The following is a 14,471-nucleotide window of genomic DNA, read 5'->3' on the forward strand; positions in this document are numbered from 1 at the left end:
AACCGCCGCGCGACCGTGAGTGATGAGATGAGGAACCGACGTGGGTGCGTACAACGAGGCATTCGAGAGCAGCGTTTCCGACCGGGAATCGTTCTGGCTCACCGCCGCCGCGGAGATCGAGTGGCACAAGGCGCCGACCGTCGCGCTCGACGACACGCAGGCGCCGATCTACCGCTGGTTCCCGGGCGGCAGGCTCAACACCTGCCACAACGCGCTCGACCGCCATGTGGCCGCCGGCCACGGTGACCGTATGGCGCTGATCTGGGACTCGGCGATGGTCGGTGAGGTACGCCGCTACACCTACGCCGAACTGCTCGCCGAGGTGTCCCGGTTCGCCGGGGTGCTCGCCGCGCGCGGTGTCTCGGCCGGCGATCGGGTGATCATCTACATGCCGATGATCCCGGAGGCGGCGATCGCCATGCTCGCCTGTGCCCGGATCGGAGCGGTCCACTCGGTGGTGTTCGGCGGATTCGCCGCCCCCGAACTCGCCACCCGCATCGACGATGCCGAACCGGTCGCGATCATCACCGCATCCGGCGGCCTCGAACCCGGCCGCACCGTGGAATACCTGCCGATGGTCGCGCGCGCCCTCGAACTGTCGGAGACCGCGCCGTCGACGGTGATCGTCAAGGACCGCCCACAGATCGCCGGATCGTCCGACGAGCACGACGGCTGGCTGGACTGGGACACCGAGATCGCCGACGCCGCACCGGTCGAGCCGGTCGACGTCGCCGCCACCGACCCGCTCTACATCCTCTACACCTCCGGCACCACCGGGAAGCCCAAGGGCGTGGTGCGTGACAACGGCGGTCACGCGGTCGCCCTGGCCTGGTCGATGACCAACATCTACGACATCGCACCCGGTGACGTGTGGTGGACCGCCTCCGACGTCGGCTGGGTGGTCGGGCACTCCTACATCGTCTACGGTCCGCTGCTGGCCGGTGCGACGACCATCATGTACGAGGGCAAGCCGGTGGGAACCCCCGATGCCGGCGCCTTCTGGCGGGTCGTCTCCGAACACCGCGCCAAGGCGCTGTTCACCGCGCCCACCGCGATCCGCGCCATCCGCAAGGCCGACCCGGACGCCAAACTCCTTGCCGAATACGATGTCTCGTCACTCAAGACCCTTTTCGCGGCCGGGGAGCGACTCGACCCCGACACCTTCGAGTGGGCGTCGTCGGTCCTCGGTGTCCCGGTGGTCGACCACTGGTGGCAGACCGAGACCGGATGGGCGATCGCGGCGAATCTGCGTGGGCTGGAACCGATGCCGATCAAGGCCGGCTCCCCGACGGTGCCGGTGCCCGGCTATCAGGTGGGCATCGTCGACGCCGACGGCAAGCCGGTCGACGCCGGGGTGGAGGGCAACATCGTGATCACCCTGCCGCTGCCGCCCGGCACGCTCGCCGGACTCTGGCGGGACGAGGAGCGCTACCGCAGCTCCTACCTCAAGGCGTTCCCGGGAACCTATCTCACCGGCGATTCCGGGTACATCGACGCCGACGGCTATGTCTTCGTCCTCGGCCGGTCCGACGACGTCATCAACGTGGCCGGTCACCGCCTGTCCACCGGCAGTATCGAGGCCGTCGTCGCCTCACACGCCGCCGTCGCCGAATGCGCCGTGATCGGTATCCACGACGACCTGAAGGGCCAGCGGCCGAGTGGCTACGTGGTCCTCAAGGCCGGGGTGGAGATCGAGCCGGACACCTTGCGCGACGAGCTCGTCACGATGGTGCGCAACGAGATCGGTGCGGTCGCCACCTTCCGTGACGTCACCGTGGTGCCGGCGCTGCCCAAGACCCGCTCGGGCAAGATCCTGCGCAAGACGATGCGGCAGATCGTCGACCACGAGGAGTACACCGTGCCGTCGACGATCGAGGACGTCGACGTGCTCTCCGCGCTGGCCAAGCAGCTCGGGTAGGGGCGACGGGGTCCCGGCCCGCGCCGTGTCCGGCGTGCGCCGGGGTGCCAGGAGTTAGGATTGGTCGCGGCGATGGATCTCGCCGGAGGCCGGCCCCGATGACGGGACCCCGGCCCGAACCGCCTCCACCGGGGTGACCCGGACCGGCTGATAGTTCCTGTTCCGATCACCGGAAGGAGCTTTGTCGTGGGCACGGACCCCTCACCGAACGAGATCGGCGCCTCGTTGCCGATCGACCCGGACACCCCCGTACGTCCACTGCACCTGCAGTTCTCGGCGATCTCCCTGGTGTTCGCCGGGGGCATCGTCGGAACCGGGTTGCGGTACCTGGTCGAAGAACTGTTCCCGGCCCACGGCGTGGCCTGGCCCTGGGCGACCTTCGGGGTCAACCTGGCCGGGGCCTTCGTCCTCGGAGCGCTCCTGGAGATCCTGGTGCTCTCCGGCGACGACGCGGGCCGACGCCGTCGCCTCCGGCTGTGCATCGGCACCGGGTTCTGCGGATCGCTGACCACCTACAGCACCTTCGCCCTCGAGACCGCCCAGATCGGACACCACGGGGCGACGGGGACGGCGGTGGCCTATGCGGTGGTCAGCGTGGTCGCCGGCCTGGTGTGCGCGTGGGCGGGCATCGTCGCGGCTGGGCAGGCACACCGCCGGTGGACGGGAGAGGTGTCGTGATCGCCGTCGCGGTGATCCTCGCCGGTGCCCTCGGCGCGGTCTGTCGCTTCGTCGTCGACGGTGCCGTGAAAGGGCTGCGTGCGTCGACATTTCCCTGGGGCACGTTCGTGATCAACGTGAGCGGCTCACTGCTGCTCGGCATCCTGGCGGGTCTGGTGATCTCACACGGGATGCCGTCGTCGGTCCAGGCCGTGGTGGGGACCGGATTCTGTGGCGGCTACACCACGTTCAGCACCGCGAGTTTCGAGACCATCCGGCTGGCCCAGGGCAGGCAGGCGGTGCTCTCGGCACTCAACGCCATCGGCTCACTGGTGTGCTCGGTGGGCGCGTGCGCGCTGGGACTGGTGCTGGCGTGGGCGATCTGAGGAGTCGGTGATGGACAACATTTTCGGTCGGTACACCTCCGATGCCGGGGGAGCGGAGCCGCACGACGGTGATCCGCGAGATGGGGGTCCGTTGCGGCGTCGACGACCGGGACCCCGGCCCCGGATCACCCCGCAGAGCTGCCTGGTGGTCGGCTGGGATCGCCATCCCGACAGCCTGGCCGCCGCGCGGTTCGCCGCGGCGCTGGCGGTCCCGCTGCGCGCACACATCCACATCGTGCACATCGTCGACCTCGACGACGAACCGATCGATCCTGACGCCCCCGACTGGGAGGAGCAGTACCGCGCGAACGTGACCGCCGAGGCGGTGACGGCCCGGGCCCTGCTCGACGACGTCCCCGCGTCGTGGACCTATCACAGCGGACACGGATCGCCCGCGGACCTGCTGGCGCAGGTCGCCGACCGTTACGGCGCGCTGATGGTGGTGGTCGGCAGTCCGCGCAGCGGGCTGATGGGGTATCTCGACTCGGTCCTCGGACAGTCGGTGGCGCATCGGCTGATCGGTGCGCGTCGCGTGCCACTGCTGCTCGTACCCGCCGACACGCAGGTCGGTGACGGTGATGTGCCGGAGTGACCCCGTCGTGGTCGGCTTCGTGCGGACGTGACGGAGGTTTCGACGGCCGGGCGTCCTCGCTGCGCTCGGTCGACCTGCTCAGCCAGCGTTGACGGTGACCTTGTTTACGGTGATTGAGCCGATGAGGAGCGGAGCGACGAGGCGTGTCGAAATCTCCGCAGGCCGGGTTCGGTGGGTGACCCGGTCTGGGGTGGCTGGTTTCTCGAGGTCGGGCGGTGGAGGTTTCGACGGCCGGGCGTCCTCGCTGCGCTCGGTCGACCTGCTCAACCAGCGTTGACGGTGGCCGTGCCGACGTGGGGCACAGGCCGGGCTCGGACGGTGATCGTGTTTACGGTGATTGAGCCGATTTACGATGATTGAGCCTGAATCCACCGATCGGGTTTCAACGGTCGGATGAATGATGTTGGAGCCCTTGACCCCGATACCAACCCGATAAAGACGTGTGTGTACCGCCGATCTCCAACGTCGGCCTGTTTCACCAGGTTTCAGATCAGGGCCACACACGGCCGAATGGTCAGGTCAAACACCAGGATTTCAATGAACAGTACTGGCATACAACCGATTCCACTCCACTTCCCAGGGCCACCCAACCGGTAGATGTAACGACAAACGACGTGCCGACGACGAAGTCCGCGCCGGTACCCCGATCAACGCACGCCGGATCGTGGTCGTGGTCGCACGCATCAATGATCCACCGGCCACGGTGGCCGCTGCCCGGGTGAGGTTGAACGCCATCACCGCACACGCCAACCACGCGGCGTTGGCAGAGAACTTCCCCGAGGGCATGTGGGCCATCGCCGAGGCCTTCAGATCGGCATGGACCTGCTCGATGATCGCGTGATGACGGTGCACACGATCAGCGACGACTTTGTCGGTGGTCATGTCGGTGGTGAAGAACGCATGGTGACGATACACATCGAACAACGAGTCACCATCAGGATTGAGGGCCAGGACCCGCCGCACGATCAACCGACCCGGAATCGGGGCCCGGGTACGCCCGGGTTTGACCGGTGTGGAGGGTTTACCGACGAACCCGTCGAAGGGAACCTCGGCCACCTCGGCGGTACGCACCAGCTGCCCGTCTGTACCAACCTGGGTGGGGTTGGCCAGGGTGATCGTGGTCCACGCCGAGTCATCGATCGTGGAGATCGCGGTGGTCACGTTGCTGTACAACCGCACCGTCAACGACACCTGTGCCCCGGCCCGGTGGGCGGCGGCGACCAGGTCGTGGGAGTAGAACGCGGAATCACCCCGCACCAACACCGGCACCTCTCGCCCGGCCGGCCACGCCCGACGCAGGGTGTTCAACGATCGGGTCAACAGGTCGGCGGCTCCGCGCACCGAGTTACACGACCCGCCCCGCAGGCGGTGACCGAGGATGATCGGGGCCCGATCGGCGGTGGTGGCCGTCACCATGAGGGCGTTGATCCCACGGACCCCGCTGTAGCCGTATTTCGCGCCTTGTTTCTGGTGGCCGTAACACTGGTTGATGGTGTCGTCGAGATCGACCAGTACCCGTTCACCAGCAGGGTTGAGGAGGTGGGTGTGTTCGATCAGGCCGGCCAACAGGCGGGTGGCGATCGCCTCGTACTGGGCGACCGTGCCGCGGGTACAGGCCCGCAGAAACGTGCCCAGCGTCGACGGGGCGTGGGTGTGGCCGTAGATCGTGCCCATCCCGCCATGGCCGATGATCGACAATCCGTCGATGGTGTCGGCGCCCATCACCATGCCCATCACGATTGCTGAGAGTTTCCGGCCGGCGTTGGCGCCGGTATCGGTGGGGATGGTCAACCACTGATCGCCGAGTTCTTGCAGGCCACACGTTTGGGCCAGACGCATCACCGGTACCACCCCGGCCGGCCCGATCAGGTTGTGGTCATCGAATGATGCTGACTTTACCGGCAAGGTGTGGCAGGATCGCATCTGCGAGATGCCCTTTCTTTGTGTGTGGGTCGAACCTTCGATAAGTCTGATTCTCACACTCGGACAGGGCATTTCGTGTTTCCCGCGCCGTTTCGGGCCCAGGTTTTTCCATCTGGAGCGGTGGATTCAGGTTGAGCCGATGAGGAGCGGAGCGACGAGGCGTGTCGAAATCTCCGCAGGCCGGGTTCGGTGGGTGACCCGGTCTGGGGTGGCTGGTTTCTCGAGGTCGGGCGGTGGAGGTTTCGACGGCCGGGCGTCCTCGCTGCGCTCGGTCGACCTGCTCAACCAGCGTTGACGGTGCTTGAGCCGACGCGGAGCGGAGGTGGGGCTCGGTCGACCTGCTCAACCAGCGTTGACGATGCTTGAGCCGACGTGGAGCGTAGGCCGGGCTCGGTCGACCTGCTCGACCAGCGTTGAGGGTGACCGTGCCGACGTGGGGCACAGGCCGGCTCCCGCGGCCGACGGCGCGGGTGCAGAGACAGCAAGGCCCGGGTGACGTGGTCACCCGGGCCCCGACCCCTCGTCGGTGGAGCTGCGGTTCAGCTCACCGAAGTTCTGCGCTGCTCTTGTTCAGCACGCGACGCGCGATGATCAGCTGCTGGATCTGCTGGGTGCCCTCGAAGATGTCCAGGATCTTCGAGTCGCGGGCCCACTTCTCCACCAGCAGACGCTCGGAGTAACCGAGCGTGCCGAGCAGTTCGACCACCTTGTTGGTGATGTCGGTGACGGTGCGTCCGGCCTTGGCCTTCGACATCGATGCCTCGGTGGAGTTGGGCTGCTTGTTGTCGGCCATCCAGGCCGCCCGCATCGACAGCAGGTAGGCGGCCTCGAAATCGGACTCCATGCGCAGGAATTCGGCTGCGGCGGCATGCTGGTCGATGGCCGGACGGTCGTAGTCCACCTCGATGCCGACCTCGTCGAGCACCCGGCGCAGCTCCTCCAGCGCTGCGCGGGCCACACCGACGGCCATGCCGGCCACCAGCGGGCGGGTGTTGTCGAAGGTCTGCATCACACCGCCGAAGCCCTTCTTGGTGTCGACCTCCGGCGACCCCAGCAGATTCTCCTTGGGGATGCGGCAGTTGTCGAAACGCAGGACGGTGGTGTCGGAGACCCGGATACCCAGCTTGTGTTCCAGCCGAACGACTTCCACGCCCGGGTGCTCGCGCGGCACGACGAACGACTTGATCGCGGCCCGGCCCAGGCTCTTGTCGACCGTCGCCCACACCACGATGTGGGTGGCACGCGATCCGGCGGTGACGAAGATCTTCTCGCCGTTGATCACGTACTCGTCGCCGTCGAGGATGGCGGTGGTGCTGACCGCCGCCGAGTCCGATCCGAAGCTCGGTTCGGTGATCGCCATGGCGGCCCACACCTTGCCGAACCGCTGCAGCTGCTCGTCGGTGGCCACCGCGGCGATCGCGGCGTTGCCGAGTCCCTGATAGGGGATCGACAGCATGAGACCACAGTCGCCCCAACAGGTTTCCATCACGTTGAGGACCGACTGCATGTTGCCGCCGTTGACCACAGCCCCCTCGGGGGTGGGCTTGGACGACTTCTGGCTGCGTCCGCCGTCGGCGCCGGCACCGGCCTGGCCGGTCTCGGCGAGACCGTCGTACAGGCTGGCCAGGGTGTCGAGCTCGACGGGGTAATCATGTTCGCGCAGATCGTATTTGCGCGAGATCGGGCGGAAGATCTCGGCCGCGGCCTGATGGGCCTGATCGATCGTGACGTTCAGCTTCTTGGGCAGTTCGAGGTTGATGCTCATGTCTTGTGCTCCTTGGGATTCCGGCCGTCAGAGGACGACGATGCCCTCGCCGATACCCGCACCGCGAAGGTCGCGGTACCAGCGCTCGACCGGATGTTCCTTGGTGAATCCGTGGCCACCGAGCAGCTGCACGCCGTCGAGGCCGATCTGCAGGCCCTTGTCGATGGTCAGCTTGCGAGCCAGGGCGGCCTCGCGGGCGAACGACAGGCCCTGCTCGGCGCGGGCGGCACCGCGCAGGGTGACCAGGCGGATCGAGTCCAGCTCGGTGGCGATGGTGGCCACCATGAAGGCGACGGCCTGCCGGTTGGAGATCGGCTCGCCGAAGGCCTCACGCTCGTTGACGTAGGGGATCACGTAGTCGAGGACGGCCTTGGCGGTGCCGGCGGCCAGCGCCGACCAGCCCAGACGCGACAGGCGCACCACGTCACGATAGGCGGCGAAGGCGGCGTCACCCTCCTGCTCGCCGAGCAGTGCCGACGCGGGGACGGCGACGTCCTGCAGCAGCAGGCGGCCCATGCCGGCGGCACGCACACCCATACCCGGGTCGGCCTCGACGATCAGTCCCTTGGAGTCGGACTCGACGATGAACAGCGCCGGACGGCCGTCGAGCTGGGCGCCCACCAGGAACAGCTCGGCGCTGCCCGCGGCCGGGACGAACGACTTGACGCCGTTGAGGCGGTAGCCGCTGGGAACGCGAGTCGCCTTGGTCTGCAACGAGAACGCGTCGAACAGCGGACGCGGCTCGGCGATCACGACGGCCGACTGCGGCACGTTCTCGCCGGCGAAGTCGGGCAGGAAGGTCTTCTGCTGTCCCTCGCTGCCGAAGTTGGTCAGGGTGGTGGCCACTCCGCTCGGTGCGAGCAGCGGCAGGGCCAGACCCATGTCGCCGTAGGCCATCGCCTCGGCGACCAGGGCGTTGGTCACCACGCCGCGCTCGGTGGCGGCGCCGTCGAACTCCTCGGGGACGTTGATCATCGTGATGCCGAGTTCGGCGGAACGCTCACGGATCTCGTCGGGGGTCGACGCGGCGTTGTCGGCGTCATAGGCGGCCGGACGCAGGATCTCGACGGCGAAGTCCTTCACCGTCTCGGCGATCATCTGCTGTTCGTCGTCGGGGTTGAGGTTGAAGTAGTCCTTCGGCGCGGTGGTCAGCCGGGCGGCGGTGCCCGACCCGCCCTGTACCTTCTTGAACGCCCGGTTCGCCGCGCCCAGGGTCTGGAAGCCGGTCTTGGTCGCCTGGTAGGCGATGCGGTTGATCGGTTCGCGGATCTGGTACTTTTCGGCGAACTCCGAGCCGGTGACGGTGCTCAGCACACGCATGGCGGTGCCGATGAAGTTGCGCGGATGCGGGTTCTTGCCGACGGCGGAGGTGTCGCGTGGGTCGGTGGTAGTAGACATGGTCACCATTTCTCGCAGCGGTTCGGGAGCGCCGAGTGTGAACTTACTCGGTGGTAAGAACTTACCTTACTTCCCGGTAAGGAGTTTGTCACCCCACTGACGGACCCGATTGTCACCGACGGCGGTTTAGGCTGGTCACCGATGACCGTCGAGATCCCGCACACGAACCACCCGCCCGTCCCGCAGCCGCCGTCGCCGCGTCCGGGCATGGGTGGCTGGGGACGTTCGGGTGCGCTGCTGGTCGCCGGACTCGGCGCGGCCGGACTGGCCACCGCGGCACTGCTCGACCCGGTCGGTATCCAGCACGGTCCCGAACTGTGCCTGTTCCGCCGGCTCACCGGGCTGCCGTGTCCGGGCTGCGGGTTGACCCGCAGCTGGGTGATGACCGCACACGGGGACCTGGGGCAGGCGTTCTCCTTCAACCTGTTCGGGCCGCTGACCTTTGCCGCCGCGGCGCTGGTCGTCCTCGGCGCGCTGTGGCTGGTGATCACCGGCCGCGGCCCGCGCCGGGCAGGGGCGCATGGCCGGATGCCACGGTGGGGAGTGCGGGTGCTGATCGGCCTGCTGGTGCTCTTCCTCGTCTACGGTGTGGCCCGCGGGGCTGACGCCGGCTTCGGCTGGGGCCTGTTCCCGGCCGTCACCTGAGGGCCGGCCGACACCGGCGACACGGCCCACCGCGCTCGCCGGCGCACGCGGGTTTTCCGCCGAGCCCGCGCACACGTGCCGAGCATCTGCGGCAGAGTGGGGGTATGCGACTGACCCACTTCGGACATTCCTGCGTGCTGGTCGAGATCGACGGAGCCCGAATCCTGTTCGACCCCGGGAACTTCTCGCACGGATTCGACGGGATCACCGGGCTCGACGCTATTCTGATCACCCACCAGCATCCCGATCACTGCGATGTCGCGCGGCTGCCCGATCTGGTGGCCGCCAACCCGCAGGCGGTGCGTTTCGCCGACCCGCAGACCGCCGCACAGCTCAACACCGACGACGTCGCCGGGGAGTGGACCGCCGCCCACGCCGGGCAGACGATCACGATCGGGTCGGTCACCGCGCGTGCCACCGGCGGCCGCCACGCGGTGATCCATCCGGAGATCCCGGTGATCGACAACGTCGCCTACATCCTCGACGCCGCCGGACAGACCGGCCGCTTCATGCATCCGGGTGACTCGTTCTACATCCCGTTCGAGCCGATCGACGTCCTCGGTCTCCCGTCGGCGGCACCGTGGATGAAACTCAGCGAGTCGGTGGACTATCTGCGTGCGATGGCGCCGCGGGTCGCCGTGCCGATCCACCAGGCGATCCTGTCCGACGCCGGCACCGGAATCCACTACGGGCGCCTCGCCGACATGGCCGACGGCGGGACCGAATTCCGGGTGCTCGACCGGGAATCGGGCACCGAGGTCTGACGTCCCCGCTCAGGCCGGGGGTGCGAAGAACTCCAGTGCGATGTTGTCGGGATCGCGGAAGGAGATCCCGGAACCGTAGTGCGCATGCTTGATCCCGGTGTGCGGCACACCCAGCTCGTCGAGACGCGCGGTCCACGATTCCAACTCGTCGCGCGAGAGGGCGAAGGCCACGTGGTCGAGGCCGACGCGCCGCTCGTCGAAGCCCTCGCCGGGGCCGTCGGCGGTATGGGTGTGCAGGCCGAACAGGGTGCCGCCGCCGAGGGCGTACACCGCGTGGTGGTAGGCGCCGGACTCCTCGTCCTCGTCGAGCACGGGCTCGGCGTCGAACAGACGGTTGTACCAGGCGGTGCTGACCGCCAGGTCGCTGACGGTGATGGCCACATGGGTGAGTGCGGGGAAGGTCATGCCGCGAGGCTAGGTCCGAAGCTGCTGCAGCCGTGACGATTTGCCGGCCGGACTCGCCGATCGGACAGGGCGGTGCTCACCGAACGGCGGGGTGGACCCGCCGGGCGCACGGGATTCAGTCCGTCGCGGCCAGCGCCGACAGCACCGTCTCGTGCAGCAGGCCGTTGGTGGCCACCGCGCTGCCGCCGGCCGGGCCCGCCGCACCCTCGAGCGAGGTGAACGTCCCGCCCGCCTCGCGCACCAGGATGTCGAGTGCGGCCAGATCCCACAGCGACACCTCGGGCTCGGCGGCGATGTCCACCGCGCCCTCGGCCACCAGGCAGTAGTTGTAGAAGTCGCCGAATCCCCGCACCCGCCACACCTCGTCGGTCAGCGCGATGAGCTGCGGGCGGATACCCCGGTCGGCCCAGCCGGACAGGCTCGAGAACGCCAGGCTCGCCGAAGAGAGCGAGCCCACCCCCGACACCGAGATGGTCTTCGGGTCGGTGCCGTCGAAGGCGGCATGCGCACCCAGCCCCGACGCGGCCCACCACCGCCGCCGCAACGCCGGGGCGCTGACCACCCCGAGCACCGGGACGCCGTCGACGAGCAGGGCGATCAGCGTGGCCCACACCGGCACGCCACGCACGAAGTTCTTGGTGCCGTCGATCGGGTCGACGATCCACTGCCTGCCCTCCAGCCGCGCCTCGCCGCCGAACTCCTCACCGAGGACCGCATCGTCCGGGCGTCGTGCCGAGAGTCGTTCGCGGACAAGACGTTCGCAGTCGAGGTCGGCATCGGAGACCGGCGTCAGATCCGGCTTGTCGGTGACGTGGAGGTCCACCGCGCCGAACCGGCCCATCGTCAGTGCATCCGCCGAGTCGGCGATCGAGAGGGCGAGTTCGAGGTCATCGTGCAGGTCGAGGCCGTCGGCGGCGGAGGTCATGCCCGGTAGGGTAGCCGCATGTGGATCGCCATCACCATCGCCGCCCTGCTGGCCGTACTCGCGGTCGTCATGATCATGCAGATGAGGGGCCGGCCGGTCGGTGGGATGCGCGGCACCGGGGCGGGCTTCGTCCAGGGCACGCTGACCGTGACCGGTGTCAGCGACCGGCCCGACGGTGATTCCAAGGGACAGTCGTTCTGCACCGTGTCGGGCACCATCGTCGGACCGGGGACCGAACCGGCCGAGGTGTACGGGACCATGGTGCTCGACGACGGTCAGCCGTGGCCGCAGATCGGTTCCGACCACCCGGTCGTCTACAAGCCGGGCAAGGCCGTGAGCAGCTGGCAGTTCGGGGAGCTCCCGCCGCCGGCGCCGCTGGACCACCCTGATCCCTTCACGAAGTGACCCCTCCTCGCCACGTGGTCTCGACCTCTTCTCGCCGGGCCGTCGTGCCTGCGCCGCGGGGTCGTGTCACGCGATTCCGGCCACCGGGTTCGGCGTGGGTTGGGCCCAACGGTGGTCGGGTCGCTACCCTGGATAACCGTGCAACCTGACGTGACCACAGACCTCGAAGCCCTCGACGCGACACTGACCACCGTCGAGAAGGTCCTCGACGTCGAGGAGTTGCGTCGCCGCATCGACGAACTGGAGATGCAGGCCTCCGATCCCGAGCTCTGGAATGACCAGGAGCACGCCCAGAAGGTGACCAGCGAGCTCTCGCACGCGCAGTCCGAACTGCGCCGCGTCACCGAGCTGCGCCAGCGCCTCGAGGACATGCCGGTCCTCTACGAACTCGCCGAGGCCGAGGAAGGTGACGACCGCACCGTCGCCCTGGCCGACGCCGATGCCGAGCGCGTCTCCCTCCGCACCGACATCCAGGCGATGGAGGTCAAGACCATGCTGTCGGGGGAGTACGACCAGCGCGACGCCCTGGTCAACATCCGCTCCGGCGCCGGTGGCGTCGACGCCGCGGACTGGGCCCAGATGCTGATGCGCATGTACATCCGCTGGGCCGAGCAGCACGACTACGGCGTCGAGGTCTACGACACCTCCTACGCCGAAGAGGCCGGCCTCAAGTCGGCGACCTTCGCGGTCAAGGCGCCCAACATGTACGGCACGTTGTCGGTGGAACAGGGCACCCACCGCCTGGTCCGGATCAGCCCGTTCGACAACCAGGGCCGCCGGCAGACGTCGTTCGCCGAGGTCGAGGTGCTGCCGGTGGTCGAGACCACCGACCACATCGACGTCCCCGAGACCGAACTGCGCGTCGACGTCTACCGCTCGTCGGGACCCGGCGGCCAGTCGGTCAACACCACCGACTCCGCGGTCCGGCTCACGCACATCCCCACCGGCATCGTCGTGACCTGTCAGAACGAGAAGAGTCAGCTGCAGAACAAGGCCGCCGCGATGCGCGTGCTGCAGGCCAAGCTGCTCGAACGCAAGCGCCTGGAGGAGCGCGCCGAGCTCGACGCGCTCAAGAGCGACGGCGGGTCGAGCTGGGGCAACCAGATGCGGTCCTACGTGCTGCACCCGTACCAGATGGTCAAGGACCTGCGGACCGGCGTGGAGAGCAACAACCCGACCGCGGTCCTCGACGGCGATCTCGACACCTTCATCGAGGCCGCGATCCGCTGGCGGATGGCTGATGCCGACGCCTGATCTGATGCAGCTGGCGAGTGACTCGCCCGGGAGCGCGACCCAGGAGCTGATCGGCCGCATCTACGTGTGGCTGGCCGTCTCCGGCCTGGACGTGCTCATCTGGATACTCGGCGGGCTGCTGGTCATCCGCTTCATCCGGTGGATGGCCGAGCGCTACGCACAGCGGCTGGAGAGCACCTTCCACAACAGTGACCTGATCGTCCGCAGCGAGGACGCCAAGTACCGGCGTGCCCTGGTCGACGTGGTGGCGTGGGTGCTGATCGTCGTGGTGGTGATCGTGGTGATCCTGCACGCCCTCACCGTGATGAAGGTGTCGGTGGTGGGCCTGGCCGCACCCGGTGCCGTACTCGGTGCCGCGCTCGGTTTCGGTGCGCAGAAGGTGGTGCAGGACATCCTCGCCGGATTCTTCGTCGTCGCCGAGAAGCAGTACGGCTACGGCGACATGGTCGATCTCACCGTCACCGGCAACGGCACGGCCACCGGCACCGTCGAGGACGTGACCCTGCGGGTGACCAAGCTGCGCACCAGCGAGGGCGAGGTGATCACCGTGCCCAACGGGCAGATCATCAAGGCCACCAACCTGTCCAAGGACTGGGCGCGCGCGGTGGTCGACGTACCGATCCCCGCCGACGCCGACATCAGCCGGGTCAACGAGGTCCTCGGCCAGGTGGGCACGGACTTCTACGAGAACGCACGCTGGCACGACCTGCTGCTCGACGAACCGTCGTCGCTGGGTGCGGTGGAACTCGACCTCGACTCGGTCACCATCCGGATGGTCGCCCGCACCCTGCCGGGCAAGCAGTTCGAGGTCAGCCGGGCGCTGCGGGTGTCGATCGTGCGCACTCTGGCGATCGACGGCATCACCGTCGCGCCGGGCCGGACCGCCGAGTCCGGTGGCGGACCGCCGGCCGCGCACGCGAGCAACAACGGGGACGACGACTGATGGGCGAGCACGAGGGTCCCCGCGACTGGCGGCACATCTACAAGACCCGCATCCGCACCAGCACCGCGGTGCTGCTGGTGGCCTTCATCGTCTGCTCGGTGGTCTACGGCTACACCTCCCAGCGGTATGCGGCGCCGGAGACCGGCACCACCTCGCGGGTGGTGAACACCACCCCACGCGAGCGCGAGTACACCGACCCGCCGACCACGCGGTCGTCGTCGAGCAGTGTGCCGAGCAGTTCGTCATCGGAGGAGTCGTCCGAACCGGGCAACAGCTCGCCAGGTGGGACCGGGACCCAGAGCAGTCCGGCCACGTCCACCCCGCGCAACTGGCTCGACGACCTGCCGATCCCCGGGTTCGGGACCACCACGACCACCGCGCCGCCCAGCAGCTAGGCGGGCCGCGCACCCGTCCATGCAGGTCGCCGCTGCGGCCGATCGGGGTGAAGGCGCGCCCGGATCCCACCTGAGCGGGCTTCTCAGACGTCGTCG

General features: G+C 68.2%; 15 protein-coding genes and 1 riboswitch. Of the genes, 10 read left to right on the forward strand and 5 right to left on the reverse strand.

Features of this window, described 5'->3' with window-relative positions; translation table 11 throughout:
• The first annotated feature begins 40 nt into the window (after positions 1-40).
• The 4 genes from Q9K23_RS20495 (at position 41) to Q9K23_RS20510 (ending at position 3,553) form a co-directional block, all read left to right on the forward strand.
• Positions 41-1,918: a propionyl-CoA synthetase gene (locus Q9K23_RS20495; RefSeq protein WP_053778105.1), complete on the forward strand. Its 1,878-nt coding sequence runs from the start codon at positions 41-43 to the stop codon at positions 1,916-1,918.
• A 59-nt stretch (positions 1,919-1,977) separates the two neighbouring features.
• Positions 1,978-2,085, forward strand: a riboswitch (Fluoride riboswitch).
• A 19-nt stretch (positions 2,086-2,104) separates the two neighbouring features.
• Positions 2,105-2,596: a fluoride efflux transporter CrcB gene (gene crcB, locus Q9K23_RS20500; protein WP_053778104.1), complete on the forward strand. Its 492-nt coding sequence runs from the start codon at positions 2,105-2,107 to the stop codon at positions 2,594-2,596.
• A complete protein-coding gene (crcB, locus tag Q9K23_RS20505; protein WP_053778103.1) occupies positions 2,593-2,961 on the forward strand; it encodes a fluoride efflux transporter CrcB in 369 nt (122 codons plus the stop codon). The genes crcB (Q9K23_RS20500) and crcB (Q9K23_RS20505) overlap by 4 nt, the downstream gene beginning before the upstream one ends.
• 124 nt (positions 2,962-3,085) lie before the next feature.
• A complete protein-coding gene (locus tag Q9K23_RS20510; protein WP_053778138.1) occupies positions 3,086-3,553 on the forward strand; it encodes a universal stress protein in 468 nt (155 codons plus the stop codon).
• 534 nt (positions 3,554-4,087) lie between these two features.
• On the opposite strand, the gene Q9K23_RS20515 is transcribed toward Q9K23_RS20510, so the two are convergent.
• The 3 genes from Q9K23_RS20515 to Q9K23_RS20525 form a co-directional block, all read right to left on the reverse strand.
• The gene (locus Q9K23_RS20515) at positions 4,088-5,476 is read right to left on the reverse strand and encodes an IS1380 family transposase (protein WP_305950260.1); all 1,389 of its coding nucleotides are present in this window, start codon (positions 5,474-5,476) and stop codon (positions 4,088-4,090) included.
• A 544-nt stretch (positions 5,477-6,020) separates the two neighbouring features.
• Entirely contained in the window at positions 6,021-7,241 is a 1,221-nt protein-coding gene (locus Q9K23_RS20520) for an acyl-CoA dehydrogenase family protein (RefSeq protein WP_020791958.1), read from the reverse strand.
• Positions 7,242-7,268: 27 nt separating this feature from the next.
• Positions 7,269-8,639 carry an acyl-CoA dehydrogenase family protein gene (locus tag Q9K23_RS20525; protein ID WP_053777777.1) on the reverse strand — a complete coding sequence of 457 codons (1,371 nt, stop codon included), beginning with the start codon at positions 8,637-8,639 and terminating at the stop codon, positions 7,269-7,271.
• A 141-nt stretch (positions 8,640-8,780) separates the two neighbouring features.
• Between Q9K23_RS20525 and Q9K23_RS20530 the strand changes: the two genes are divergently transcribed.
• Positions 8,781-9,284, forward strand: a complete 504-nt coding sequence (locus tag Q9K23_RS20530) for a DUF2752 domain-containing protein (RefSeq protein WP_053777764.1) — start codon at positions 8,781-8,783, stop codon at positions 9,282-9,284.
• A 104-nt stretch (positions 9,285-9,388) separates the two neighbouring features.
• Positions 9,389-10,048 carry an MBL fold metallo-hydrolase gene (locus tag Q9K23_RS20535; RefSeq protein WP_020793950.1) on the forward strand — a complete coding sequence of 220 codons (660 nt, stop codon included), beginning with the start codon at positions 9,389-9,391 and terminating at the stop codon, positions 10,046-10,048.
• A 9-nt stretch (positions 10,049-10,057) separates the two neighbouring features.
• Here Q9K23_RS20535 and Q9K23_RS20540 read toward each other — a convergent pair whose 3' ends face one another.
• Both Q9K23_RS20540 and hisN read right to left on the reverse strand, forming a co-directional pair.
• Entirely contained in the window at positions 10,058-10,453 is a 396-nt protein-coding gene (locus Q9K23_RS20540; protein WP_020793949.1) for a VOC family protein, read from the reverse strand.
• A gap of 115 nt (positions 10,454-10,568) precedes the next feature.
• Positions 10,569-11,378 carry a histidinol-phosphatase gene (gene hisN / locus Q9K23_RS20545; RefSeq protein ID WP_053777765.1) on the reverse strand — a complete coding sequence of 270 codons (810 nt, stop codon included), beginning with the start codon at positions 11,376-11,378 and terminating at the stop codon, positions 10,569-10,571.
• Between the two features lie 18 nt (positions 11,379-11,396).
• Between hisN and Q9K23_RS20550 the strand changes: the two genes are divergently transcribed.
• From Q9K23_RS20550 to Q9K23_RS20565, 4 genes are all read left to right on the forward strand, one after another.
• Positions 11,397-11,783, forward strand: coding sequence for a hypothetical protein (locus Q9K23_RS20550; RefSeq protein ID WP_020790690.1), 387 nt, complete (start codon positions 11,397-11,399; stop codon positions 11,781-11,783).
• A gap of 138 nt (positions 11,784-11,921) precedes the next feature.
• The gene (prfB, locus tag Q9K23_RS20555) at positions 11,922-13,037 is read left to right on the forward strand and encodes a peptide chain release factor 2 (RefSeq protein ID WP_053777766.1); all 1,116 of its coding nucleotides are present in this window, start codon (positions 11,922-11,924) and stop codon (positions 13,035-13,037) included.
• Entirely contained in the window at positions 13,024-13,980 is a 957-nt protein-coding gene (locus Q9K23_RS20560; protein WP_053777767.1) for a mechanosensitive ion channel family protein, read from the forward strand. The genes prfB and Q9K23_RS20560 overlap by 14 nt, the downstream gene beginning before the upstream one ends.
• Entirely contained in the window at positions 13,980-14,375 is a 396-nt protein-coding gene (locus Q9K23_RS20565) for a hypothetical protein (protein ID WP_020792048.1), read from the forward strand. The genes Q9K23_RS20560 and Q9K23_RS20565 overlap by 1 nt, the downstream gene beginning before the upstream one ends.
• Positions 14,376-14,471 lie beyond the last annotated feature (96 nt).

It is taken from the genome of Gordonia sp. NB41Y, assembly GCF_030718915.1.
In the GTDB taxonomy this organism is placed as follows: domain Bacteria; phylum Actinomycetota; class Actinomycetes; order Mycobacteriales; family Mycobacteriaceae; genus Gordonia; species Gordonia desulfuricans.